This is a genomic window from Limnohabitans sp. WS1 (genome assembly GCF_003063265.1).
GTDB lineage: Bacteria > Pseudomonadota > Gammaproteobacteria > Burkholderiales > Burkholderiaceae_C > Limnohabitans_A.
The window spans coordinates 34,770-55,600 of record NZ_NERU01000013.1; the positions used below are offsets into that span (position 1 = coordinate 34,770).

Annotated in this window: 21 protein-coding genes; 7 read left to right on the forward strand and 14 right to left on the reverse strand. The window is 54.0% G+C overall.

The features are described from left to right. Window positions 1-265 precede the first annotated feature (265 nt). The 3 genes from B9Z48_RS15025 to B9Z48_RS15035 all read right to left on the reverse strand — a co-directional run bounded on the left by B9Z48_RS15025 (window position 266) and on the right by B9Z48_RS15035 (window position 3,950). Window positions 266-2,056 (reverse strand): acyl-CoA dehydrogenase, encoded by a 1,791-nt coding sequence (locus B9Z48_RS15025; protein ID WP_108379429.1) that lies wholly within the window; start codon window positions 2,054-2,056, stop codon window positions 266-268. Window positions 2,057-2,131: 75 nt separating this feature from the next. Then, window positions 2,132-3,064 carry an electron transfer flavoprotein subunit alpha/FixB family protein gene (locus tag B9Z48_RS15030; RefSeq protein WP_108379569.1) on the reverse strand — a complete coding sequence of 311 codons (933 nt, stop codon included), beginning with the start codon at window positions 3,062-3,064 and terminating at the stop codon, window positions 2,132-2,134. Between the two features lie 130 nt (window positions 3,065-3,194). Beyond that, window positions 3,195-3,950 carry an electron transfer flavoprotein subunit beta/FixA family protein gene (locus B9Z48_RS15035; protein ID WP_089956535.1) on the reverse strand — a complete coding sequence of 252 codons (756 nt, stop codon included), beginning with the start codon at window positions 3,948-3,950 and terminating at the stop codon, window positions 3,195-3,197. Between the two features lie 282 nt (window positions 3,951-4,232). Between B9Z48_RS15035 and B9Z48_RS15040 the strand changes: the two genes are divergently transcribed. The 3 genes from B9Z48_RS15040 (at window position 4,233) to B9Z48_RS15050 (ending at window position 7,126) form a co-directional block, all read left to right on the forward strand. After that, on the forward strand, window positions 4,233-5,255 hold the full coding sequence (locus B9Z48_RS15040; protein WP_089956533.1) for a TRAP transporter substrate-binding protein: 1,023 nt from the start codon (window positions 4,233-4,235) through the stop codon (window positions 5,253-5,255). A 96-nt stretch (window positions 5,256-5,351) separates the two neighbouring features. Continuing rightward, complete coding sequence (locus B9Z48_RS15045; protein WP_233261142.1) at window positions 5,352-5,837, forward strand: TRAP transporter small permease; 486 nt, start codon at window positions 5,352-5,354, stop codon at window positions 5,835-5,837. Beyond that, window positions 5,834-7,126 carry a TRAP transporter large permease gene (locus tag B9Z48_RS15050; RefSeq protein ID WP_108379431.1) on the forward strand — a complete coding sequence of 431 codons (1,293 nt, stop codon included), beginning with the start codon at window positions 5,834-5,836 and terminating at the stop codon, window positions 7,124-7,126. The genes B9Z48_RS15045 and B9Z48_RS15050 overlap by 4 nt, the downstream gene beginning before the upstream one ends. Here B9Z48_RS15050 and B9Z48_RS15055 read toward each other — a convergent pair. The 3 genes from B9Z48_RS15055 to B9Z48_RS15065 all read right to left on the reverse strand — a co-directional run bounded on the left by B9Z48_RS15055 (window position 7,095) and on the right by B9Z48_RS15065 (window position 10,205). Continuing rightward, window positions 7,095-8,387: a mechanosensitive ion channel family protein gene (locus B9Z48_RS15055; RefSeq protein WP_108379433.1), complete on the reverse strand. Its 1,293-nt coding sequence runs from the start codon at window positions 8,385-8,387 to the stop codon at window positions 7,095-7,097. The two genes, B9Z48_RS15050 and B9Z48_RS15055, sit on opposite strands and share 32 nt — an antisense overlap. Further along, window positions 8,375-9,166 (reverse strand): enoyl-CoA hydratase, encoded by a 792-nt coding sequence (locus B9Z48_RS15060; protein WP_233261143.1) that lies wholly within the window; start codon window positions 9,164-9,166, stop codon window positions 8,375-8,377. Before B9Z48_RS15060 ends, B9Z48_RS15055 begins: the two co-directional genes overlap by 13 nt. An 85-nt stretch (window positions 9,167-9,251) precedes the next feature. Then, window positions 9,252-10,205 (reverse strand): histone deacetylase family protein, encoded by a 954-nt coding sequence (locus B9Z48_RS15065; RefSeq protein WP_108379437.1) that lies wholly within the window; start codon window positions 10,203-10,205, stop codon window positions 9,252-9,254. 119 nt (window positions 10,206-10,324) lie between these two features. Between B9Z48_RS15065 and mltB the strand changes: the two genes are divergently transcribed. Then, window positions 10,325-11,530: a lytic murein transglycosylase B gene (gene mltB / locus B9Z48_RS15070; RefSeq protein ID WP_304481749.1), complete on the forward strand. Its 1,206-nt coding sequence runs from the start codon at window positions 10,325-10,327 to the stop codon at window positions 11,528-11,530. After that, window positions 11,527-11,748 (forward strand): TIGR02450 family Trp-rich protein, encoded by a 222-nt coding sequence (locus B9Z48_RS15075; protein ID WP_108379439.1) that lies wholly within the window; start codon window positions 11,527-11,529, stop codon window positions 11,746-11,748. The genes mltB and B9Z48_RS15075 overlap by 4 nt, the downstream gene beginning before the upstream one ends. Window positions 11,749-11,844: 96 nt before the next feature. Here B9Z48_RS15075 and B9Z48_RS15080 read toward each other — a convergent pair whose 3' ends face one another. The 5 genes from B9Z48_RS15080 to B9Z48_RS21420 all read right to left on the reverse strand — a co-directional run bounded on the left by B9Z48_RS15080 (window position 11,845) and on the right by B9Z48_RS21420 (window position 16,535). Beyond that, complete coding sequence (locus tag B9Z48_RS15080) at window positions 11,845-12,642, reverse strand: hypothetical protein (RefSeq protein ID WP_146186303.1); 798 nt, start codon at window positions 12,640-12,642, stop codon at window positions 11,845-11,847. A 150-nt stretch (window positions 12,643-12,792) separates the two neighbouring features. Then, window positions 12,793-13,002 carry a hypothetical protein gene (locus B9Z48_RS15085; protein ID WP_108379443.1) on the reverse strand — a complete coding sequence of 70 codons (210 nt, stop codon included), beginning with the start codon at window positions 13,000-13,002 and terminating at the stop codon, window positions 12,793-12,795. A 66-nt stretch (window positions 13,003-13,068) separates the two neighbouring features. Continuing rightward, window positions 13,069-13,506 carry a DUF6641 family protein gene (locus B9Z48_RS15090; RefSeq protein WP_108379445.1) on the reverse strand — a complete coding sequence of 146 codons (438 nt, stop codon included), beginning with the start codon at window positions 13,504-13,506 and terminating at the stop codon, window positions 13,069-13,071. A gap of 341 nt (window positions 13,507-13,847) precedes the next feature. Then, window positions 13,848-15,332: a hypothetical protein gene (locus B9Z48_RS15095; RefSeq protein WP_146186304.1), complete on the reverse strand. Its 1,485-nt coding sequence runs from the start codon at window positions 15,330-15,332 to the stop codon at window positions 13,848-13,850. Between the two features lie 324 nt (window positions 15,333-15,656). After that, window positions 15,657-16,535, reverse strand: coding sequence for an alpha/beta hydrolase (locus B9Z48_RS21420; protein ID WP_146186305.1), 879 nt, complete (start codon window positions 16,533-16,535; stop codon window positions 15,657-15,659). A gap of 202 nt (window positions 16,536-16,737) precedes the next feature. Here B9Z48_RS21420 and B9Z48_RS22020 point away from each other — a divergent pair, with 202 nt between their 5' ends. Next, window positions 16,738-17,052, forward strand: a complete 315-nt coding sequence (locus B9Z48_RS22020; protein WP_108379451.1) for a KTSC domain-containing protein — start codon at window positions 16,738-16,740, stop codon at window positions 17,050-17,052. Between the two features lie 389 nt (window positions 17,053-17,441). Next, the gene (locus B9Z48_RS15110) at window positions 17,442-18,014 is read left to right on the forward strand and encodes a site-specific integrase (protein WP_108379453.1); all 573 of its coding nucleotides are present in this window, start codon (window positions 17,442-17,444) and stop codon (window positions 18,012-18,014) included. Between the two features lie 3 nt (window positions 18,015-18,017). Here B9Z48_RS15110 and B9Z48_RS15115 read toward each other — a convergent pair whose 3' ends face one another. The 3 genes from B9Z48_RS15115 to B9Z48_RS21425 all read right to left on the reverse strand — a co-directional run bounded on the left by B9Z48_RS15115 (window position 18,018) and on the right by B9Z48_RS21425 (window position 20,692). After that, a complete protein-coding gene (locus B9Z48_RS15115; protein WP_108379455.1) occupies window positions 18,018-18,791 on the reverse strand; it encodes a hypothetical protein in 774 nt (257 codons plus the stop codon). A 52-nt stretch (window positions 18,792-18,843) separates the two neighbouring features. Continuing rightward, complete coding sequence (locus B9Z48_RS15120; protein WP_108379457.1) at window positions 18,844-19,779, reverse strand: hypothetical protein; 936 nt, start codon at window positions 19,777-19,779, stop codon at window positions 18,844-18,846. Window positions 19,780-19,873: 94 nt separating this feature from the next. After that, a complete protein-coding gene (locus tag B9Z48_RS21425; protein WP_146186306.1) occupies window positions 19,874-20,692 on the reverse strand; it encodes a hypothetical protein in 819 nt (272 codons plus the stop codon). Between the last annotated feature and the right edge of the window lie 139 nt (window positions 20,693-20,831).

A 20,831-nucleotide genomic window follows, 5' to 3' on the forward strand; every position in this document is an offset into this window, starting at 1 on the left:
GAGCCTTGCAGAGAACCCCCCATCGCCCCGAGGGCGGGGCTCCTACACAAATCCTGTTACATGAATGCATTTGTTGTAGGAGCGGCGCCCTCGCCGCGATGGAGCCTTGCAGAGCATCGCCCCATCGCCCCAAGGACGGGGCTCCTACAAAAATCCTGTTCCATGAACGCATTTTTGTAGGAGCGGCGCCCTCGCCGCGATGGAGCCTTGCAGAGCACCCCCCATCGCCCCGAGGGCGGGGCTCCTGCACAGATACAGCCCGGGATCAGAACGCGTCGAGCGCCATCGCGGTCACGCTGCCTGCGCCTTCGACAATGCTGTCGCGGATGCCGGGGGCCTTGGACAGGATGTGGTCAGCGTAAAAACGCGCGGTGGTGACCTTGGCAGCCATGAAGGCGGCGTCTTGGGCTTGTGCTTCGGGTGTCAGGGCCACCAACAAGGCGCGGCCCATTTGCCAACCGGCCATCAGGTTACCCGCCAGCATGAGGTAAGGCACGCTGCCAGCGAACACGTCGTTGGGGTGGGCCTTGGTGTTGCCCGCCACAAACTCGACCACGTCCACAAAAGCTTCGCGGGCGGCTTTGAGGCGACGGGCCACGGCCTGTGCATCGGCGTTGCCAGAAGCGGCCAATTCGCTTTCGGTTTGCGCCACCTGCCCAGCCAGCGCCTTGGCGGTCTGGCCACCGTCACGGGCGGTTTTCCGGCCCACCAAGTCGTTGGCCTGGATGGCGGTGGTGCCTTCGTAAATCGTCAGGATCTTGGCGTCGCGGTAGTACTGCGCAGCACCTGTTTCCTCGATGAAGCCCATGCCGCCGTGCACTTGCACGCCCAGGCTGGTGACTTCCAGGCTCATCTCGGTGCTGTAGCCCTTGACCAGCGGCACCATGAATTCATAAAAAGCCTGGTTTTGCTTGCGCACCTCGGCATCAGGGTGGTGGTGCGAAGCGTCATACGCAGCAGCAGCCGTGGCCGCCATGGCGCGGCAGCCTTCGGTGTAGGCGCGCATGGTCATTAGCATGCGGCGCACATCGGGGTGGTGAATGATGGGGCCAGCAGCGGGCAAGCTGCCGTCCACCGGGCGGCTTTGCACGCGGTCACGGGCGTACTGCACAGCACGCTGGTAAGAGCGCTCGGCAATCGCGATGCCCTGCACACCCACCGCATAACGGGCGGCGTTCATCATGATGAACATGTACTCAAGGCCGCGGTTTTCCTGACCCACCAAAAAGCCCACGCCACCACCGTGGTCGCCGAACTGCAGCACGGCTGTGGGGCTGGCCTTGATGCCCATCTTGTGCTCGATGCTCACGCAGTGCACGTCGTTGCGATCGCCCAATGAACCATCGGCCTTGACCATGAATTTGGGCACCACAAACAGGCTGATGCCTTTGACGCCTTCGGGTGCGCCCACCACGCGGGCCAGCACCAGGTGCACGATGTTTTCGGCCATGTCGTGCTCACCGTAGGTGATGTAGATCTTGGTGCCGAAAATCTTGTAAGTGCCATCGGGCTGGGGCTCGGCGCGGGTGCGCACGGCGGCCAGGTCCGAGCCGGCTTGCGGCTCGGTCAAGTTCATGGTGCCGGTCCACTGGCCGGAGATCAACTTTTCCAAGTAAGTGGCTTTGAGCTCATCGGAACCCGCGGTCAGCAGCGCTTCGATCGCACCGTCGGTGAGCAAGGGGCACAGCGCAAAGGCCATGTTGGCCGAGTTGAGCATTTCGCCGCAAGCCGCGCCAATGGTTTTGGGCAAGCCTTGACCACCAAAGTCGGCCGGGTGCTGCAGGCCTTGCCAGCCGCCTTCGGCGTACTGCTGATAAGCCTCTTTGAAACCAGGGGTGGTGGTCACGCCGCTGCCGTTGTGGAAGGACGGGTTCTTGTCGCCTTCCCAGTTCAGGGGCGAGATCACGTCCTGGTTGAGCTTGGCGCACTCCTCGAGCACGGCTTGGGCGGTTTCCAGGCCCGCGTCTTCAAAGCCGGGAATCTGCGCGATCTGATCAATGCGGGCCAAATGCTCAATGTTGAAAAGCATGTCCTTGAGGGGTGCGATGTAGCTCATGAAAGTCTCCAGTCAGTCGGGGTTCAGGTACAAAAAAGACCTCTCGCGGAGGCCTTTTTTGCTGTGGTCAATGGGTCACAGTGCGTTGGTCAATTCAGGCACAGCCGCAAACAAATCGGCCTCCAGGCCAAAATCGGCCACGCTGAAGATTGGCGCTTCAGGGTCCTTGTTGATCGCGACGATCACCTTGGAGTCCTTCATGCCGGCCAAATGCTGGATCGCACCTGAGATGCCGCAAGCGACATACAGCTGAGGTGCCACGATCTTGCCGGTCTGGCCCACTTGCAGGTCGTTGGCGGCGTAACCGGCATCGACTGCGGCGCGGCTGGCACCGATGGCGGCACCCAGCTTGTCGGCCAGTGGCGTCATCACTTCGTTGAACTTTTCCGAGCTGCCCAAAGCGCGGCCACCAGACACAATGATCTTGGCGGCGGTGAGTTCTGGGCGGTCGTTCTTGGCAATCTCACTGCGTGTGAAGCTGCTCTTGCCGCTGTCGGCTTGGGCGGCTGCGGCTTCTACAGCTGCGCTGCCACCGGTGGCGGCTGCGGCGTCAAAGCCGGTGGTGCGCACAGTGATGACTTTGGTGCCGTCGGTGCTTTGCACGGTGGCGATGGCGTTGCCCGCGTAGATCGGGCGCTCGAAGGTGTCGGCCGAGATGACTTGCGTCACATCGCTGATTTGCGCCACATCGAGCTTGGCTGCCACGCGGGGCGCGACGTTCTTGCCCGCAGCGGTCGCGGGGAACAAGATGTGGCTGTAATTGGCGGCGATGGCCAGCACTTGGGCGGCCACGTTTTCGGCCAGGCCGTGCGCCAGCGCTTCGCTGTCGGCGTGGATCACTTTGGACACGCCCGCAATTTGTGCAGCGGCGGCAGCGGCGGCAGCGGCGTTGTGACCCGCGACCAGCACATGCACATCACCGCCGCAAGCGGCAGCAGCGGTCACGGTGTTCAGGGTCGCGCCTTTGATGGAGGCGTTGTCGTGTTCTGCAATGACGAGAGAAGTCATGGTTTGTCCTTTGTTTTTTTTGCAGGAACTCACACCTTCGGGCGATGGGTGGTTTGGGCGCTTGGCCTGAGTCAATCGGTATCGCTCAACACACCATCACCCACGGGGTGGGCTCCTACAGGGAAGATGTTCAGATGACCTTGGCCACGTTCTTGAGCTTGTCCACCAGGGTGGCGACATCGGGCACCTTGATGCCGGCGCTGCGCTTGGCAGGCTCCATCACCTTGAGGGTCTTGATGCGCGGGGCCACGTCGACGCCCAAATCCTCAGGCTTGAAGTTGTCCAGCTGCTTTTTCTTGGCCTTCATGATGTTGGGCAGCGTCACATAACGCGGCTCGTTCAGGCGCAGGTCGGTGGTCACCACCGCAGGCAAGCTGACACTCAGCACTTCCAAACCGCCGTCGATCTCGCGGGTCACTTGGGCCTTGCCGTCCACGATCTCGATCTTGGAGGCGAATGTGGCTTGGGGCAGATCGGCCAAAGCGGCCAGCATCTGGCCCGTCTGGTTGCAGTCGTCGTCAATGGCTTGTTTGCCCAAAATGATCAGACCGGGTTGCTCTTTGTCGACCAGTGCCTTGAGCAGTTTGGCCACAGCCAAGGGCTGCAAGTCCAGATCGGCGGGTGTCTCCACCAGAATGCCACGATCGGCACCAATGGCCATGGCGGTGCGCAAGGTTTCCTGGCACTGGGCCACACCACAAGACACAGCGATGACTTCGGTGGCAAAACCTTTTTCTTTCAGGCGCACGGCTTCTTCAACGGCGATCTCGTCAAAGGGGTTCATGCTCATCTTGACGTTGGCGATGTCCACGCCGGAACCATCGGACTTGACGCGCACTTTGACGTTGTAGTCCACCACCCGCTTGACGGGAACGAGAATTTTCATGAAAGTTTCTCCGATTGAAATCAAAACCCAAGCGCATTCAAGTCCGGTAGCGCCATTGACGTAACGTCAACGTCAATTGTGCACCAAAACCACTTTTCAAACAGCCTGCACCCCATAAAAAAGCACGGTCGTTCGAAATTTAGACCGACTTTTGCCCGCTTCACCAGGTCCGACCCCCGGGAATTCACCGACCAATCGGTCGGGCATTACAGGTTAGGATTCAGGTCAATCTGGCGAGTATCCAGATATTTTGATTTTTTTGTCACTTTGATGGAGAGACGCATGAAAAAAAACCTGACGATGCTGGCCTTGGCCACTTTGACCTGCTGGGGTGGCGCAGTCCAGGCCCAAACCGTGTTGACCGTGTCCAGCTGGGTGCCCCCCACACACGGCCTGACCGTGGCGCAAAAGGAATGGTGCGATGCGCTGACCGCCAAAACCTCCAACCGCGTGCGTTGCAACATCTTGCCCCGTGCGGTCACACCCGCGCCTGGCACCTTTGATGCGGTCAAGAACGGCTTGGTCGACGTTTCTTTCACAGTGCATGGCTACACCCCTGGTCGCTTTGTGTTGACCCAAATGGCGGAGTTTCCATTTTTGGGCGACCGCGCCGAGCCTTTGTCGGTGGCCTTCAACCGCATCGCCAGCAAGCATCCCGAATTCACAGCAGAGCATGCTGGCGTGAAGGTGCTGGGTTACTTCACCCACGGTCCTGGCATTGTGTTCAACACCAAAAAACCGATCACCAAAGTCGAAGACCTGTCGGGTCTGAAGTTCCGGGTCGGCGGTGGCATGGTCAATGAGATCACCAAAACCTTGGACATGAACGTCACCCTCAAACCCGCACCGGACTCTTATGAATTGCTCTCGAGCGGCGTGATGGACGGCACCTTGTTCCCGGCCGAATCCACCGACTCCTTCAAAATTGACAAAATCATCAAGCACGCCACCACCTTCCCTGGCGGCCTGTACAACACCAGCTTTGTCTTCATGATGAACCCGGCCAAGTACAACGCTTTGTCGGCCGAAGACAAAAAAGCCGTGGACGAGCTCTCAGGTGACGCCGTGGCCAGCCGCTTTGGCAAATCGTGGGACCGTGTGGACGATCTGGCTTTGGCCAACATGCAAAAGAACGGCGTCAAAGTCATCAAGGCAGACAACAGCTTTGTCAGCGGTGTGACGGTGCGAGTGAGCAAACTCGAACGCGATTGGGCTCAAGCGGCCAAGGCCAAGGGCTTGAAAGACCCCTCGGGCATGCTGTCTGATTTCCGTGCGGAAATTGCCAAACTGCAAAAACAAAAATAAACGGTGTGGCCCTTGTGCTTTGACCAAGGGCACGGCACCTCCTGACAACAACGGTACCTGCAAACACAGCAGGTGCCGTTTTTCTTTGGGTGAAATGTGAAAAAGTTATTCGACATCGTCTGCGGAACCCTTTCGGGTTTGGCTTTGTTTGCCATCATGGTGCTCACCTTTTTCGACGTGAGCGGCCGCAAAATTTGGTCTCAGTCCATCACCGGCTCTTTGGAGTTGACCGAGTTGCTGATGGTGGTGGTCATCTTTGGTGCCTTGCCACTGGTCTCGATGAAAAGTGAGCATGTGGTTTTTGACTCGCTGGACGCCTTGTTTTCACCATTTTTTCAGCGCATCCAACGCGCCTTGGTGAACCTGGTGTGTGCGGCTTTGCTGTTTGGTTTGGCCTACCTGATGTGGCGCACTGGCTCCGAATTTGCGGTCACCGGCGAGACCACGGCACAACTCAAAATTGCCAAAGCACCTTTCATCCAAGGCATGGGCGTTTTGTGTGGCCTGACGGGGCTGGTGCACCTGATCAAGGCTTTTGGGTCTGCCCAAGAAGAAGAATCCTCAGAAGGGGGCACACTGTGACCGAAGCTTTGCTTGGATTTTTGGCCATTTTTGTCTTGGCCTTGATGCGCATGCCCTTGGCTTTTTCCATGGGCTTGGTCGGCATTGTGGGCATTGGCCTGACCCGCGGCTGGTTGCCTGCTTTCGCGAGCACGGCCCAGGTGGTGCACGAGACCGGGTTCGCCTACACCTTATCGGTGATCCCGCTGTTCATCCTGATGGGCAATTTTGTGGCCCGCGCTGGTTTGGCCCACGAGTTGTTTCACGCCGCCTACACCTTCATTGGCCACCGACGCGGAGGCCTGGCCCACGCCACGATTGCCGCTTGTGCTGGTTTTGGGGCCATTTGCGGCTCGTCCATTGCCACTGCCGCCACCATGAGCAAAGTGGCCTACCCCTCCATGAAAAAGCTGGGCTACAGCGATGCCATGTCCACCGGGGTGATCGCTGCAGGCGGCACGCTGGGCATCATGATTCCGCCGTCCACCATTTTGGTGATCTACGGCATCATCACCGAGACCCACATTGGCAAACTGTTTGCGGCCGGGGTCTTGCCCGGCATCCTGACGGCCGTGCTCATGATGGTGGCTGTGGTGTTCATGACTTGGCACGATCCCGAACATGCCCCGGCTGGCGAGAAGTTCAGCTGGTCTGAGCGCTTTGCCGCCGTGCGCGGCATCTGGGGCGTCTTGCTCTTGGTGGTGCTGGTTTTGGGTGGCATTTATGGCGGCTTTTTCACCGCCACCGAAGGCGCTGGCATGGGGGCGATGGGCGCCTTTTTGTTTGCCCTGGCCCGCAAGGCCTTGAGCCCCAAGGTGCTCATGGAGGTTTTGGTCGAGTCGGCACGAACCACGGCCATGCTGTTCACCTTGCTGATTGCCGCCACCATTTTTGCCAACTTCGTCAACTACACCAGCTTGCCTTTTGAGCTCAAGGACTGGATCACCGGACTGGGCCTCTCGCCCATCATGATCGTGGCCGCGATGATGCTGATCTATGTGCTGCTGGGCACGGTGATGGAAGAGCTGACCATGGTGCTGCTGACCATTCCTTTGTTCTTTCCCATCGTGGTGCAACTGGGTTTTGATCCGGTCTGGTTTGGCGTGCTGATCGTCATGGTGATCCAGATTGGCCTGATCTCACCGCCTGTGGGCATGAACTTGTTTGTGCTCAACACCTTGCTGCCCCATGTGGGCCTGGGGGCCATTTTCCGGGGCGTCTGGCCCATGGTGCTGGTGCTCATCATCACCTTGGGCATTTTGCTGGCCTTCCCGCAAATCAGCCTGTGGCTGCCTTCGATGATGAATTGACCATGTGCATCACGCGCTGCGGGTACGGGATCTCGATTCGGTGCTCACGCAGCGCGGCCAAAATCAACATGTTGATGGTCGACTTCAAAGCCAATTGACCGTTTTCGGGATCGGCAATCCAGTAACTCACCGTGAACTCCAGGCCGTCCGCGCCAAACTGGCTCAAAAAAGCATTGGGCGCGGGGTCTTTGAGCACCCGCTCCTGGCTTTCGCAAGCCTCGATCAACAGCCGCCGCACCAAGTCCACATCGCTGTCGTAGGCCACCGAGACCACGGTGGTTTGCGACAACTTGGGGTCCATCAGGGTGAAATTTTCCACCCGGTTGATGATCAAAAACTCATTGGGCACGATCGATTCGCGGCCATTCAAAGCCCGAATCACGGTGTAGCGGGCCTTGATGTCCACAATGCGGCCTTCAAAACCGTCTACCAGCGCCATGTCGCCAATGCGCATGCTGCGTTCGGCCAGGATGACAAATCCGCTGACGTAATTGGAGGCCAGTTTTTGCAGGCCAAAGCCAATGCCCACGCCCACCGCGCCCCCCAGCACCGACAAGGCGGTCAGGTCAATGCCCACCGAAGACAGCGCCAGCAACAAACCCACAAACATGAGCAGCGCCCGCACCGTGTTGCTGATGACCTTGCGCAGCGACAAGTCGCCGCCCGTGGCCGATTTGAGCAAGCGCGCCTCAATGGCCGCCGACACCCACAAAGTGACAATCAGCACTGCACCGGCGGTGAGCGCCCCTTCGATCAGGGTGCGCACCGACAGCAGTGAACCGCCCACTTTCCATTGAATTTGATCGAGCTCCTCCAAGAGCAAAGGCAAGATGCCGGTGACCCACAGCACCACCGCCCCCCAGGCCAGCCACGAAATCGTGCGCTCCAGCACCCGCACAAAAGGGGCCTGACCAAAGGCCACTTGCAACACCTTGACGCCAAAACGGATCAAGGCCAAGGACATGCAAACCGGCAACAAAATGCCAAACAATGCCACCGGTTGCGCATCGGTCAAGAGGGTTCGGGCTGCAAACGTCAGGCCCAGCAAGAGGATCGGAAACAAGACCCCGTCAATCAAGCGCCGCCCCAGCAAAATCGACAACTCCTGACCTGCAAAAGCCTTGCGAACACCCCAAGTCATCGTCCAGGCCAGCGCAATGCACACCGCAAAAGCCGACAGCACCTGCAGCGATTCGGCCCGGACCAGGACCTCCAGCCAGCTCATGGGGTCGGCGATGTTCAGCGATTTCAGGCTCGCCATGTCGGTGTCCTTTTCTCAATGAAGGCCAACACGCCCTCTTGCGCGTCGTCGTGCACCATGTTGCACGCCATGGTCTGCCCTGCCAGTTGGTAGGCCGCTGCGATGCCCATTTCGCGTTGCTGGTAAAACAAGGCCTTGCCCAAACGCACGGCCTCGCGCGGCTTGGACAAAATGGCGCTGACCAGTTCATCGACCTGAGCATCCAGCTCGGAGGCGGCACACACGCGGTTGACCAAACCACGGCCTCGGGCCTCGTCGGCCGAAATAAAGCCCCCCGTGAGCAACATTTCCATGGCCTGCTTGGCGTGCATGTTGCGCACCAGCGGCACGCTGGGGGTGGCACAAAACAGCCCCACGTCGATGCCGTTGACCCCAAAGCGGGCCGTGTCGACCGAAACGGCCAAATCACACTGCGCCACCAACTGGCATCCAGCCGCAGTGGCCAGGCCTTGCACCCGAGCGATGACGGGCACCGGCAAGTTCTGGATGGACAGCATCATGCGGCTGCATTGGGCAAACAGTTTTTGGTAATAGGCCAGCTCGGGCTGAGCCCGCATTTCCTTGAGGTTGTGGCCAGCGCAAAACGCCTTGCCCGCAGCACCCAGCACCACCACGCGGGCTTGCTCGTCTTGGGCAATGGCGTTCAGCGCCTGCTGCAGCGCATCGAGCATGGCCTCGCTCAAGGTGTTGAAGCTGGCGGGGCTGTTGAGGGTCAGGCGGTGCACACCCAGCGCATCGCGCTCGTGCAGCAGCCCATCGGTGAATTGGGGTAAAGGCATTTGGCTCATCCGCCCATTGTGCCCAAACCCGACCCGCCAAGACCTTGCCCCTGCTCCAAAAAGCAAGTGATGGGGCCTTCAGGCTTTACACATCGGCCAACACCCGCAAATGCGCCTCGACACTGCGCCCCAAGGCACTCAGGTTGTAACCGCCCTCCAGGCAACTGACGATGCGGCCCTTGGCGTGGCGCAACGCCACATCCTTGATGCGCTGGGTGATCCAGGCATAGTCCTGCTCCACCAGGCCCATCTGCCCCATGTCGTCTTCGCGGTGCGCGTCAAAACCTGCACTGATGAAAATCAGCTCGGGCCGGTGCGCCTCCAGCCGGGGCAACCACATCATGTCCACCAACTCGCGAATGTCCATGCCCCGCGTGTAGGCGGGCACCGGCAAATTCACCAAATTGGGGGCATTGGACTGTGACCCCCCCTCCGGATAAAAGGGGTGCTGAAAAAAGCTGACCATCAATATCCGCTCATCGCCAGCCACGATGTCTTCGGTGCCGTTGCCGTGGTGCACATCAAAGTCCACAATGGCCACCCTTTTGAGGCCATGGCGCTCGACGGCGTATTTGGCCGCAATGGCCACGTTGTTGAAAAAGCAAAATCCCATGGCCTTGTCCCGGCACGCGTGGTGTCCCGGCGGACGCGTGGCGCAAAACGCGTTCTCCAGTTCGCCTGCCAGCACCGCATCGGTGGCATCGATGGCCGCGCCTGCCGAAAGCAAGGCGGCCTCCCAAGTGTGGGCATTGATCAAGGTGTCGGGATCGAGCGCGGTGTGTGTGGGCCCGCCTGCGGCCATGTCTTCGCGCAAGGCATCGCCCAAACCCCGCAAAGCCGCCACATGCATGCGCCCATGGGCCAGCTCAATGTCGGCCAAAGCAGCGGGGCCAGGCTCACGCCTTTGCAAAGCCATGTCCACACCGCTGATGAGCAGCCGGTCTTCAATGGCCCCCAAACGCTCCGGGCACTCCGGGTGGCCTGGGCCCATCTCGTGTTTCCAGCAAGCGGGGTGTGAGAAATAGCCTGTCGCGCCCATGGTTTTGTCTTCCAGAATGCTGCCACCTTGAAGGCAGCTTTGCTTTTATTGAGTTGCACCAGTTTTGATGGTTTCAGCTTATCACGCGCCCAGTCCCCTGGCGTTTAAACTCTCTGCCAATGAAAAAAAACACATACTTTTTGGTCAGCACAGCCTCCAGCGCCCGCTCAAACACGCAGCGTCTGGCCCGAAGCTTGGTCATGGGTCTGGCCGCTTTGCTGTGCATGCCGCTGCCTGCACTCACCCAACCCACCTCACACCACACCAGCAGCCCAGCGAAGAAGGCTGCAACCCACAAGCACAGCCAAACCCCTTCCAAGCCCAAAAACAAGCACCAACGGGCGCAACGCCCCGCGCCTTCAGGCTTGAGTCTGGACACCGCCCTCACCCAAACCTGGTCCCAAGATGCCGCTGCCCGGCTTCAGCTTGACCCGCTTTGGGTCGAACAAACCATGGGCCAGGCCAAACGTCTGCCCTCCATCGAAAAACTGGTGCTCCCTGCCAGCAGCCCCAGTGCCAAAAACTGGGCGGCCTACCGTGCCCGCTTCATCGAACCCATCCGCATACAAGCCGGCGCACGCTTTTGGAACACCCACCGCAGCGCCCTGGAAAGGGCTGAACGCGAGTACGGTGTGCCCGCTGCCATGATCGTGGGCATCATTGGGGTTGAAACCTTGTATGGTCAAAACACAGGCAACTTCCGCATCATCGACGCCCTGAGCACCTTGGCCTTTCACTTTCCAAGTGCCCATCCCAGAGCGGCCGAACGACAGGCTTACTTCCGGTCTGAGCTGGAGCAATTTTTGCTGCTGACCTCGCGCAGCGCAGCGGACCCCCTGGCCATACGGGGCAGTTATGCCGGTGCCATGGGTTTGCCGCAGTTCATGCCCTCGAGCTGGGCACGCCATGCCGTGGACTTTGATGGCGATGGGCGCATTGACCTGTTTGCCAGCCCTGCCGACGCCATCGGCTCCGTCGCCAATTACTTCAAAGCTTTTCAGTGGCGCAGCGGCATGCCCACCCACTACCCCGTGACGCTGGTGCCTGGCCAAACCGACATGGACGCCCTGCTCGCCCCAGACATCTTGCCGACCTTCAGTGTCAACAGCTTCACGGCCAAAGGCGCAAGCTTGCAAGGCGAAGCCCTGCAACACCCCGGCCCCTTGGCCCTGATTGAACTGCGCAACGGCAACGACAGCCCCAGCTACGTGGCCGGCACCGAAAACTTCTACGCCATCACCCGCTACAACTGGAGCAGCTACTACGCCATGGCGGTGATTGAGCTGGCCGAGGCGGTGGCGCGGGAAGTGCAAAGCAAGCCATGAACCCGCTGAACCACAAAAAACTGCTGCTGAGCAAATGGACTGCGGTCAAACCTGTGGCCAAACAAAAGCATTTTTTGGTCAGCCGGGTGATTCAACCCGACGATCCCGCTGACGCGATTCAATTGGTTGAAATCGAAGCAGTGTTTTCAAAGGCAACGCAAGTGATTGCTTGGCGTGAACTGCAGGACAGCAGTGTGTGGCGGCAGGGTTGGGTTTGAGTGGGTTGGAATGATCGGCAGTTGCCGCTTTCCAACTCGGACAAGCGTAAAAAAAATTGACGCTTGACCCACGGCCCTGCATCAAAGCTATGCCTGTCAGCCTTTGTATGGAAAGAGGACAACAGGCGGCTGCCAATCCCAAGCAGTGGCCAAACAATTTTCAACAGCTTGCTTAGCCTGTAGTGTTGGCACGAAAATTCTCAATACATCTTTAGGTTCAAAGCCAAGATATTCGACATCATCCGCCAAGACAACGCGAGCCTCTTGCTCTCGCCAGAATTCATATCCCTCTGCATATCTGTCGTATGGCAACAGCTTAACTTGAGCACCGTTCGGATCGCTCACAACCGAGATGACAGGGTAATACACACGAAATTCAGGCCAAAGCTGTAGTGGCTTGCGATAAGCAACAAGCTCACGCTCAAGCTTTTGGTCTGGCATCTCTGCATCTAAGGACTTTTTGTAAGCAATGACTTTCGGATCGTTTGGAAGTCCAACCAAATCGTAGTAAGCCACACACTTGGCACCAATTCGGTTGCGATACTGATCTGTAAAAGCAATTGCCAATTGCCCATAGTGCTCAACACACTCCCATGCAGCCATTTTTTTGAATGGCAAATTTGCGAAGCAAATCATATTGACTTCTGTCGGCATCAACCCTACTGGTGGTGACTTGACAAACTTTGAAATGCCCACACCTGCTGAACCTATGCTTTGTGCCGAGGCAGGCAGGCCCCATAAACTTCCAGGATTGTTCAAGATCGGCAAGAACTCGGGACAAGAAAACGCTTTAAGGCATCTTGGCTCCAAAATCGTTTTGCAAGTTTTCAATACCTGCTCATCAATTTGTCCTTTGCGGGCCAAACTACCATACGCGAAATGAAGCAACGGCATAAGTCCTTCTGTATTGAATTTGACTTTTCATTTTAGAGTTGAAGCAATGGAACATCACAGCAATGCCTCTCATCCCCACGTAAAAAGGTCACACGGCACACGGCCAGTTCTTTCTTTAAGAAACCAAGATTTTTGGCGGGTTTTCCCGAATCACAAGGTTTGATTGGGATTGTTTGTCGGTTTACCTTTGCCCTGCTGCTTGCTCTGCTTGACCAAAGCTTTCTGACGCTTCTGGGCATCTTTCTCGGTCTTGATTGCAGTCTTGTTCCGTTCCCCCACGTCTTTCAACTTGTGCAGGCGGGCTTCTGGTGGGCTTAAGGGCTTGATGTGCTTGACGGGTTTGAATTCATAAAATCGCATCAAGTATTTATGCAGGACACTGCGATTGGCGTTTAAAACGACAACCGCAGTGCATCAATCAGGCCGTCACTTGCCAAAGCCTTCACGAAGCTTGATGCTGGCCGCTTCGATCTGCGCATCCAACTCCCCTGCTTCCACGGCCTTCTTGACCAATTCAAGCGTTGGCACCAAGTCATCCACAGTGGCCATTTCGATGGATGACTTGCCCTTGGCCAGATCAATAACCCGACTGCCATAGCGGATGTTCATGGCCAACTTGCCATCAGCGGCGGTCCACCACCATTGCCGCACTTTTTTGGGCAATTCAACGCTGCGGCTATTGCCCTCATCATCGCGAACAGTCTTGAAGCGGCGAACTGTGTAAGTGCCCCCAGCGCTTATGGCTTTTGCAAGCTCGATCTGCTCCCAAATCTTCTTGCCCAACTTCAAACGGCGATGCACTGCGGGTGTCATTGCTTGGGATTTCTTAGCAGTGCTCAGCTTGAGCGTTGTGAGTGCGGACATCAATTACTCCTGTGTGTTGTTGATGTCCACAACTTTATTTTCGGCATTGTGGTTTGAGCAACCGAGGCTGTTTGGTGTCCCGTCGAATTGGCGGGTTTCTGATCATCTGAGCTTCAAGGCGTTACTTCCCATTCTGTCTTGTCGTATGGATCTCGCTCCGCGGAGTCATTCCATTCATAAGTGGTAATGGCACTGCACATCAATCAGTTCACGTAACACCAGATCACCTCACATAACATCTGATCTGCCACATCACACATCTCACACATCCATCTGCAAATCACAAGTCAAATTCCGTTACGAAAATCTCTATAAAGCTATATAAGAGAAAAAAGTAACGGTCATGTTTTATCGGGGGAATCAACACCCCTTGATGTTGCAGACATCTTGGCCTGTGTGGCCTTGCGTTCCCTGTATCGCTTTTGCTTTTCTGCTGGTGTCATGGCGATCTTGGTCTTCTTGCGAGGGGCCTTGTTCATGCAGGTTAAAGCAAAAGGACTGATCTGTTTGATCTGGGCATCTGCGTCAAAGAAATCCATCAATCCCATTGCGATCTCAAAATCAAGAACGAAGCAATGAACTGGCTTGATGTTGCCCTCAACACGCAAGGCACTGCGCATAAGGATTTGATAGAACATGTAACTGCCAAATGCCTTGGCAATAAAGCCATCAACTTTTTCAGTCCAAAGACCGGCCGCCTCGGCTTGCTGTGTCAGAAAAGCCTTGAATGCCCATCCCGGCTTGAGTGCAGTGCTGAGACATACCGCTGTGCTGTCACTGTAGGTGTTGATGCCATGAACATTGTGTGTGACCTTCTGTTCGTTGCTCAACTTGGCCGCGATCTCGTCGTTATTTCGAACAACGAGGCAAGGACCGCCCTTCAACTGCTTTTCAACATAACGGTAAAACTCCGGCAATGCATTGGGCTGTGCATTGCGTCTGTATTTGCTCCAGCTGAAACTATCTTCGGGAACATGAAATATTGGCACTTGCTTGTGGGGCGTGAAAGGCACACAGATCGTGTAGGTCACGCCGTTTGCCTTGAGCCACATGCTCATGAAAGTGCTGTCAAATGCGGCTGCGGCGATATGCACGGAAATCCAGCCGTTCAACATGCTGTCATTCAGCTCAACGGCAATGCTCAGCTCCCGTGTGTCGCCCGCTTTGATCTTTTGCCAATGCCCCCAAGTGACCCACAGCCGGGTGTTGGGATTCATCAATCGACGCCACTGCAAACTCTCTTGAAATATTGAACTGCTCTCCACTGCAATGCGCTTGAGACTTGCCCACGATTTGGGCTGGAAATCTTTGTGCCATTTTAATTTTTCAGCAGCAGAGATGTCCATCTTTTCAATTTCGGGTTTGAAGTATGACTCGTATTGCTCCCAACCTTTGCACTCTTCTTCGACGCTGAAAATCTTGTCCAACTGCAGGGCAATTTTTGGATCAATGCGCAGCTCTTCAATGCTGTATGGATTGATGGCCTCATCAATGATCAAGTGGTAGTCACACTTGATGTCCCAGCTGATGTGGGTTCTTCGAAAGGCCTCTTCAGTGATGATCACCATGGGCGCTCGATTGGCCAAGGCATTGAGAATTTCAGCCGATACATTGAGGCCTGAGCCAGAATCATGCGAGCTGTTGATCTTCCTGATCGCGAGTGTGGGGTTGTCGAGGCAGTATTGCTCTTGAAGCAATTGGCTGGGCACCACGATCAGTGTGGGCATGTTTGTCATTGCCAATCTGGCCAGCATGGGATAGATGCCGTTGCGTGTCTTGCCTTGCCCCGCGCCACGGGCGTCCACGGTGATAGATGTTCTTTTCATTGTTCTTCTTTCTTGTTGTTATTCATTCCACATGGGCCGACCATCGGCCCTACTCACCACGGCCACTTAGGTGAATACGGGACTTGCAAATCCCGTATTCGGACGGCGGTGAATAACATCAAGCCAGCAGCTCAATGCATGTGTATTTAGTTGAAAGAAGAAGCAGTGTTGTGCAAAACTGACTGCACATGGGATGTCGTGAAAAACGTCAATGCAAGGTGGGACCGTGTGCTGCAATCACCATGGCCCGAGATCTCCACATCCAGCAAAAATTGCAGCGCAGATTTTTTGGCAGCGCTATGAAGGTCTGGGCTGCGAAGAACTTCAAGGTTGTTGAGAAAAAATCCAGGCGGCAATGTCATTGACCGCTTGAGTTTCCATGCCGATGAAACCATGCCAATGAAATGCTTGACACGGATCACCTTGTGGATTTTCACCACCTGTAACGATCATCATCTTTTTTTGCTTGGAATTGGTAAATCGATCAACAGTTCCCGGTAGTTCGTAGGCTAAAGTGCCCGCACACGAATCCTCTTTGTGATGATAAAAAAGAACTGGCGCTGAAATTTTTCCAACATCTTGTCTTGGCACAGCTTGCGGTATTTTCCAAGTCAAAACGGAAGCCGTCAAAACAAGTCCTTGCACTTTATCCGGCAGTGCAATCCCCAAAGCAGTTGCTGAAATTGTCCCGTTGGATGTGCCGACAAGCCAGAGTGGAACATTTGAATTCACCTTCAAGCTATCGATCACGGCTGAGACATCCTGTGCGTGTTGCGCAGATACACGCCATTGATGGTCTAGTCTTGGCTTATCAGTTGGGTTGCCAAGAATTGCTACGTTCATGTCATTTCGAAAAAACAGGTCTCGGCTTCGAATCAGGAAATTCCCATTTCGAGGTTGGCCGTCCTTGTAACCCATACCACCTTCACCACCGGACAAGAGAAGCACAGTCGCTTTTGCATTCTGGTTGGGCATCCACCAATAGCTTATCTTGGTGCCTTGCCGACTTTCAAGGGTTACCATTTTCTCGGTTGTCTGAGCACTTACCAAGTTGTGGCCTGAAGCTATGACCAGCACAAGTGCGAACACACGAAGTAGCGGAAATTTTGAGGTCAATTCTGATGACTTTCTAAAAATTGACATGCGGTCTCCTTGATGACTATTGATGGGCTTTAATGTATCGCGGTCAAGCAAAAGCTTCATCGTCTGGGAAGGTCTGGGCTGCACAGCGCGAAGCATCAATTCCTCAAAAAGAGACCCGCATCCCATGCGAAAATTTAATCGAAACTTGAGTTACCGTCGTAGTGCAGCACAATCCGTTGCTTTCGGACATTGCATGAAGTCCGATTGAACAATCAGCTTAGAGGCTACATTGAAAATCTTTATTCTTTTGGCATTCGTATCGATGTGTCAGTTCGTCAATGCGGAAACTGTCCAGGTCAGATATCTCGGTGCCGTTTCACTTGACTCGTTCGCATGCACAGATGTTAAAGAAGTCAGTGATGTTTCTCGCATTTGCTATGACAAGGCAGAGCGCTACATGGTCATCCGATTGCGGACGACCTACTATCACTATTGCGCAATCGACCCTGACACTGTAAGAAGCCTTCAAGCAGCCCGATCGAAGCGACAATTCTTTGAGACTCGAATCAAGGGCAATGGAGTGGACGGCCCATTCGACTGCCGGACCCACCCTATTCCGAGCAAGTATCGGAAATAGGACTTCCACGTCGCAATCGGCCAGAAGCTGAGTCTCACGTGTCAGGGTCATAGCACCGAGAACGCTTGACGTTTAAAACGACACGCAGGGTGCAGGCACTCAAAACAGCCCTACAGCGCATTATTTTCGGGCTTGGTTGGCTCTGGCTGCTGGTAGACCTGATCGCAGCTTGTAGGGCTTGCTTTGCTGTCACGCCAGTTTCGTGGCGCACTTGCCACACGAATTCGCGAAAGACAGGACCAAAGGGAATGCATAAACCCTTTGCGGCCGCACATAACCTCTTGATCTTTATGAGAAATGCCGGGAGCTGATTGCGCTGCCATTTCCGGTTGCTCAGACCAGCCCAAAGATCACACACTTAAAGCACGCACATTATTTGGAGCAGCGAAATGCCACAAGCTAAAACACTTACACCCGCAGAACTTGAACGAGTGCTGTCCTACATCGAAAGCAAGCCCAACGCAATCAGAAATCGCGTGGCACTACTGCTGACTGTGTGGGCGGGATTTAGGGTTGGGGAAGTTGCTGGCCTGACCATTGCCGATGTGCGCAATGCTGATGGCACTGTAAAAGCGGAAATTTATTTGGCTGCTGCACGGGTCAAACACGCACACGCACGCACTGTCTATCTCAACGCTCGCTTGCAGGCCGAACTGCAGACCTATGTGGCCAGCAAGACTTGGCACACCGCCGATCAAGCACTGTTCTGCACACAGCACACGCCACGCAAGGGGTTTTCGGCAAACACGCTGACACAGCACTTCCACTACCTTTACAAGCGTGCCGGGATTGAAGGTGCATCAAGCCATTCGGGTCGTCGCACATTCATCACAACACTGGCCAACAAGGGGATCAGCGTGCGACTGCTGGCTTCCCTTGCTGGTCATCGCAGCATTGCCACAACCCAACGCTACATTGACGTCAATGACGACATGAAGCGTCAGGCTGTGGAGTTGGCTTAACAATCAAAGCTTTCGGGCAGGCAGAATGAAGTTGTATTCAGCGCAATGAGTCAAAGCTCGAATCCTGCAGGCACCTTGATCGCTGAAGCTGGCAATGAGATCCTTAACCTCGCTTCTCATCGAGGCAATTGAATGAAAAACATCGCCCTCATAAAATTGTTTAACTAAGATCTTACCACTGACTCGATCAGCAAGCTTCATTTTGAAACTCATTTCATCACACATTCCGACCTTCAAATATAATTTTCCGTTTTCAATACTCGGAGTCATCAAAAAATCATCTGACAGATACTCATCTGAGATCTTCATCCAATACTTAAGTGCATCCAAATCCGCACCATTTGGTCGGAAATGAGCTTCGTAATTTATTGTAGGCTTTACAGAAAACTTATTCTGAGTCATATGTAAGTCGATACCCTCATTAAAAAACAAGCCAAGTTTTATACACTCTCCTTGATCATTTTCAATACGCAAATTTTTGTTCAATATGGACCATTTAATTTCGTCAATATATGCCTGAGTAGTCAATCGCGTGAATCCAGGAGCATTAATCACCTTTCCAATATAAGATAAACTCTGAATTCCTAATTCTTGATCAATATAATCCACATTGTCATTCGTCTTTCCAAGCACCACATACCGACCTTGCCCATTCGCAATTTCAGATGACGCACGAAATGCAACGCCATCATCATTCGGTGTCAACAGAATTCTTTCCATGTTTGGTGCTTTGCCAATAACATCCACAAAGTCGTAAAGCAATGTATGAAGTTTCATAATAGTCCTTGAGGCACGAGTGCAACAGCACCCGTGCTTTCTTAAAGAAAGGTTATGCAGCCAAGGCTGCTTTGGCGATCTTCAAGGATTCGCTGATAACGTTGAGCTTGATATTTTCAACATACAACATCGAACGCAGCTCCTCGCAAGGCTTACCCTCCTCCGAATACATCTCAATCTCCAAGGACAGTTGATCAACGCTGCTTTGCTGCTCAATGACCTTCGTCTCCATTTCTTTGACCATATTGATCGCATCTTTGCTGGGCTTTTTCGGCTTCTTCGCAGCATCTGCTTTTTTTGTCTCTGCCAGATAGCGGAGCAAAGTGGCTTCCTGCTGCTCATCGGACAAGCACGGGTCTTTGAGGTCGGCTGTGTCATCTGCGTTACGGAACGCAATGATGACTTTGTAATCCTCATTTCCCACCCAGTCGATCTTGTCAATCGTTTCGAGCGTGCGCTCGGATTGGCACTTACTCAAAGCCGTTTTAACCTTTGAGGTCGAATCTACCGTTGCAGCGGAATTCGAGCGGATACCCTCAAATCCACCTTCCGTTTTCTCCACCCACTCCGCAAATTTTGCGGGCGCAACATCCTGCTCGTCATATGCAACATCCAGCGCACGGCCATATACATGGACCTGCTTATCGCTTGCTTTTGTGAAGATGTAGCGAATGAGCAAGCTACTGTCCTTGCTCGTTGCCTTAACTTTCACATCCTGCTGCTTGAAATCGGCGCGAATGTTGGCAATGAGTCGGCCAAACTGGCCGCTTGCCTTGGCATTGCACAACATCGCATACACACGCCCCATCAACTCACGAGTAGCCTTACGTCCCAGCACCTCGTATGTTTCATAGTTGTTGTCCGCATCAGCACGCATTTTGGCGAGAGTGCTCATAGCGGCGGTAATACTAAATTTATTTTGGGTCTGAGGAATAGCTGCACCAACAGATGCAGTCACCTCTTCTTGCAAGCAAATAACATTAGCCATTTAAATCTCCTTTGTCTGGCTTATTCATCGACGAACTTGTCGAAGGCCTTGAGTAAAACATAAGGAGTTTGGCTTTTGAAGGAACAGTTTCAGATTAGCTTTTGTTCCTTTCCCTTAAACTCATATCCTGTAATTTATAAGCAAATCTAATCACATCAAAGGAATCTGACTCAAATTCAGACATATCAGGAAATCGGCCTCTACTTGCATTTTTTGATAACGCTAAAAATTCTCTCCTACACCTATTAATTCTAGCCTTGAAAACTTCCAAGCGTTCTTGATCCATTAAACCCTTATTCATCAAATCATCTTTAGCCTTCGGATCTAGTGTCCACCCAAGATTATCAATTTCGCGCTGAAGGAATTTAATCATATTACCTTTAACCGTTGGTGCTATAGATTTCAACAAATCACCCTCATCAGAATACTCTTTTGATGTAATTACAGCTTGCCTTACTTGTTCATAGCCATGTGCAACACGACCATTAACCGTGTGAAGTTTATATTTTGGTGGCTCAAATTTTATAAACTGGTTATTTTCATAATATTTTTCAAGATAATCCATTACCAACTTCTGAGTATCTTGCAAATGCAAATGCAAGGGTATTTCTAAAGTTATGCAGCCCTCTCTAGCTACAACATTAGAAAACACATCAATGCTTTTAATTAATGGAATAAACAGATGTCTGCGTGGCTCAAACCACTGCTTCCAAGCCTCTCCATTTATATCGACATTAACAGTTTCATTTAAAGTTCCAAAATCATTATAGAGTTCATCAAGTTGTTCATAGCGTGCTTGATCCCAATTAGGTATATCAATATCATCAAGCCCATCAGATAGCTGACAGTGCTTTTCATAATCAAAATTCCGATACAAGCACTGATACCAAAGCAGCACCCATTCTTCAGTCATCCTAGTCATTCTTGCTCTCTTTCAGTCGATGCTTTCTTTAAGAAAGGACACAGCATAACCCGGTAAATCCAGCCCTACAGCCAAGCCGAAAATTCATCTGTGCTTGAGGCTATCCGGTCCCAATCAACCCCGGCTGTAG

What these genes read in the sequence shown, in the direction of transcription:
- B9Z48_RS15065 (WP_108379437.1), bottom strand. Translation starts at nt 10,205, where the DNA reads ATGGGCGCGACAGGCTATTTCTCACACCCCGCTTGCTGGAAACACGAG.
- B9Z48_RS15120 (WP_108379457.1), bottom strand. Translation starts at nt 19,779, where the DNA reads ATGGCTAATGTTATTTGCTTGCAAGAAGAGGTGACTGCATCTGTTGGT.
- B9Z48_RS15025 (WP_108379429.1), bottom strand. Translation starts at nt 2,056, where the DNA reads ATGAGCTACATCGCACCCCTCAAGGACATGCTTTTCAACATTGAGCAT.
- B9Z48_RS15035 (WP_089956535.1), bottom strand. Translation starts at nt 3,950, where the DNA reads ATGAAAATTCTCGTTCCCGTCAAGCGGGTGGTGGACTACAACGTCAAA.
- B9Z48_RS22020 (WP_108379451.1), top strand. Translation starts at nt 16,738, where the DNA reads ATGTGTCAGTTCGTCAATGCGGAAACTGTCCAGGTCAGATATCTCGGT.
- B9Z48_RS15060 (WP_233261143.1), bottom strand. Translation starts at nt 9,166, where the DNA reads ATGCCTTTACCCCAATTCACCGATGGGCTGCTGCACGAGCGCGATGCG.
- B9Z48_RS15095 (WP_146186304.1), bottom strand. Translation starts at nt 15,332, where the DNA reads ATGAAAAGAACATCTATCACCGTGGACGCCCGTGGCGCGGGGCAAGGC.
- B9Z48_RS15055 (WP_108379433.1), bottom strand. Translation starts at nt 8,387, where the DNA reads ATGGCGAGCCTGAAATCGCTGAACATCGCCGACCCCATGAGCTGGCTG.
- B9Z48_RS15030 (WP_108379569.1), bottom strand. Translation starts at nt 3,064, where the DNA reads ATGACTTCTCTCGTCATTGCAGAACACGACAACGCCTCCATCAAAGGC.
- B9Z48_RS15080 (WP_146186303.1), bottom strand. Translation starts at nt 12,642, where the DNA reads ATGCCGTTGCTTCATTTCGCGTATGGTAGTTTGGCCCGCAAAGGACAA.
- B9Z48_RS15090 (WP_108379445.1), bottom strand. Translation starts at nt 13,506, where the DNA reads ATGTCCGCACTCACAACGCTCAAGCTGAGCACTGCTAAGAAATCCCAA.
- mltB (WP_304481749.1), top strand. Translation starts at nt 10,325, where the DNA reads ATGAAAAAAAACACATACTTTTTGGTCAGCACAGCCTCCAGCGCCCGC.
- B9Z48_RS15115 (WP_108379455.1), bottom strand. Translation starts at nt 18,791, where the DNA reads ATGAAACTTCATACATTGCTTTACGACTTTGTGGATGTTATTGGCAAA.
- B9Z48_RS15085 (WP_108379443.1), bottom strand. Translation starts at nt 13,002, where the DNA reads ATGCGATTTTATGAATTCAAACCCGTCAAGCACATCAAGCCCTTAAGC.
- B9Z48_RS15040 (WP_089956533.1), top strand. Translation starts at nt 4,233, where the DNA reads ATGAAAAAAAACCTGACGATGCTGGCCTTGGCCACTTTGACCTGCTGG.
- B9Z48_RS15110 (WP_108379453.1), top strand. Translation starts at nt 17,442, where the DNA reads ATGCCACAAGCTAAAACACTTACACCCGCAGAACTTGAACGAGTGCTG.
- B9Z48_RS15075 (WP_108379439.1), top strand. Translation starts at nt 11,527, where the DNA reads ATGAACCCGCTGAACCACAAAAAACTGCTGCTGAGCAAATGGACTGCG.
- B9Z48_RS21425 (WP_146186306.1), bottom strand. Translation starts at nt 20,692, where the DNA reads ATGACTGAAGAATGGGTGCTGCTTTGGTATCAGTGCTTGTATCGGAAT.
- B9Z48_RS21420 (WP_146186305.1), bottom strand. Translation starts at nt 16,535, where the DNA reads ATGAAGCTTTTGCTTGACCGCGATACATTAAAGCCCATCAATAGTCAT.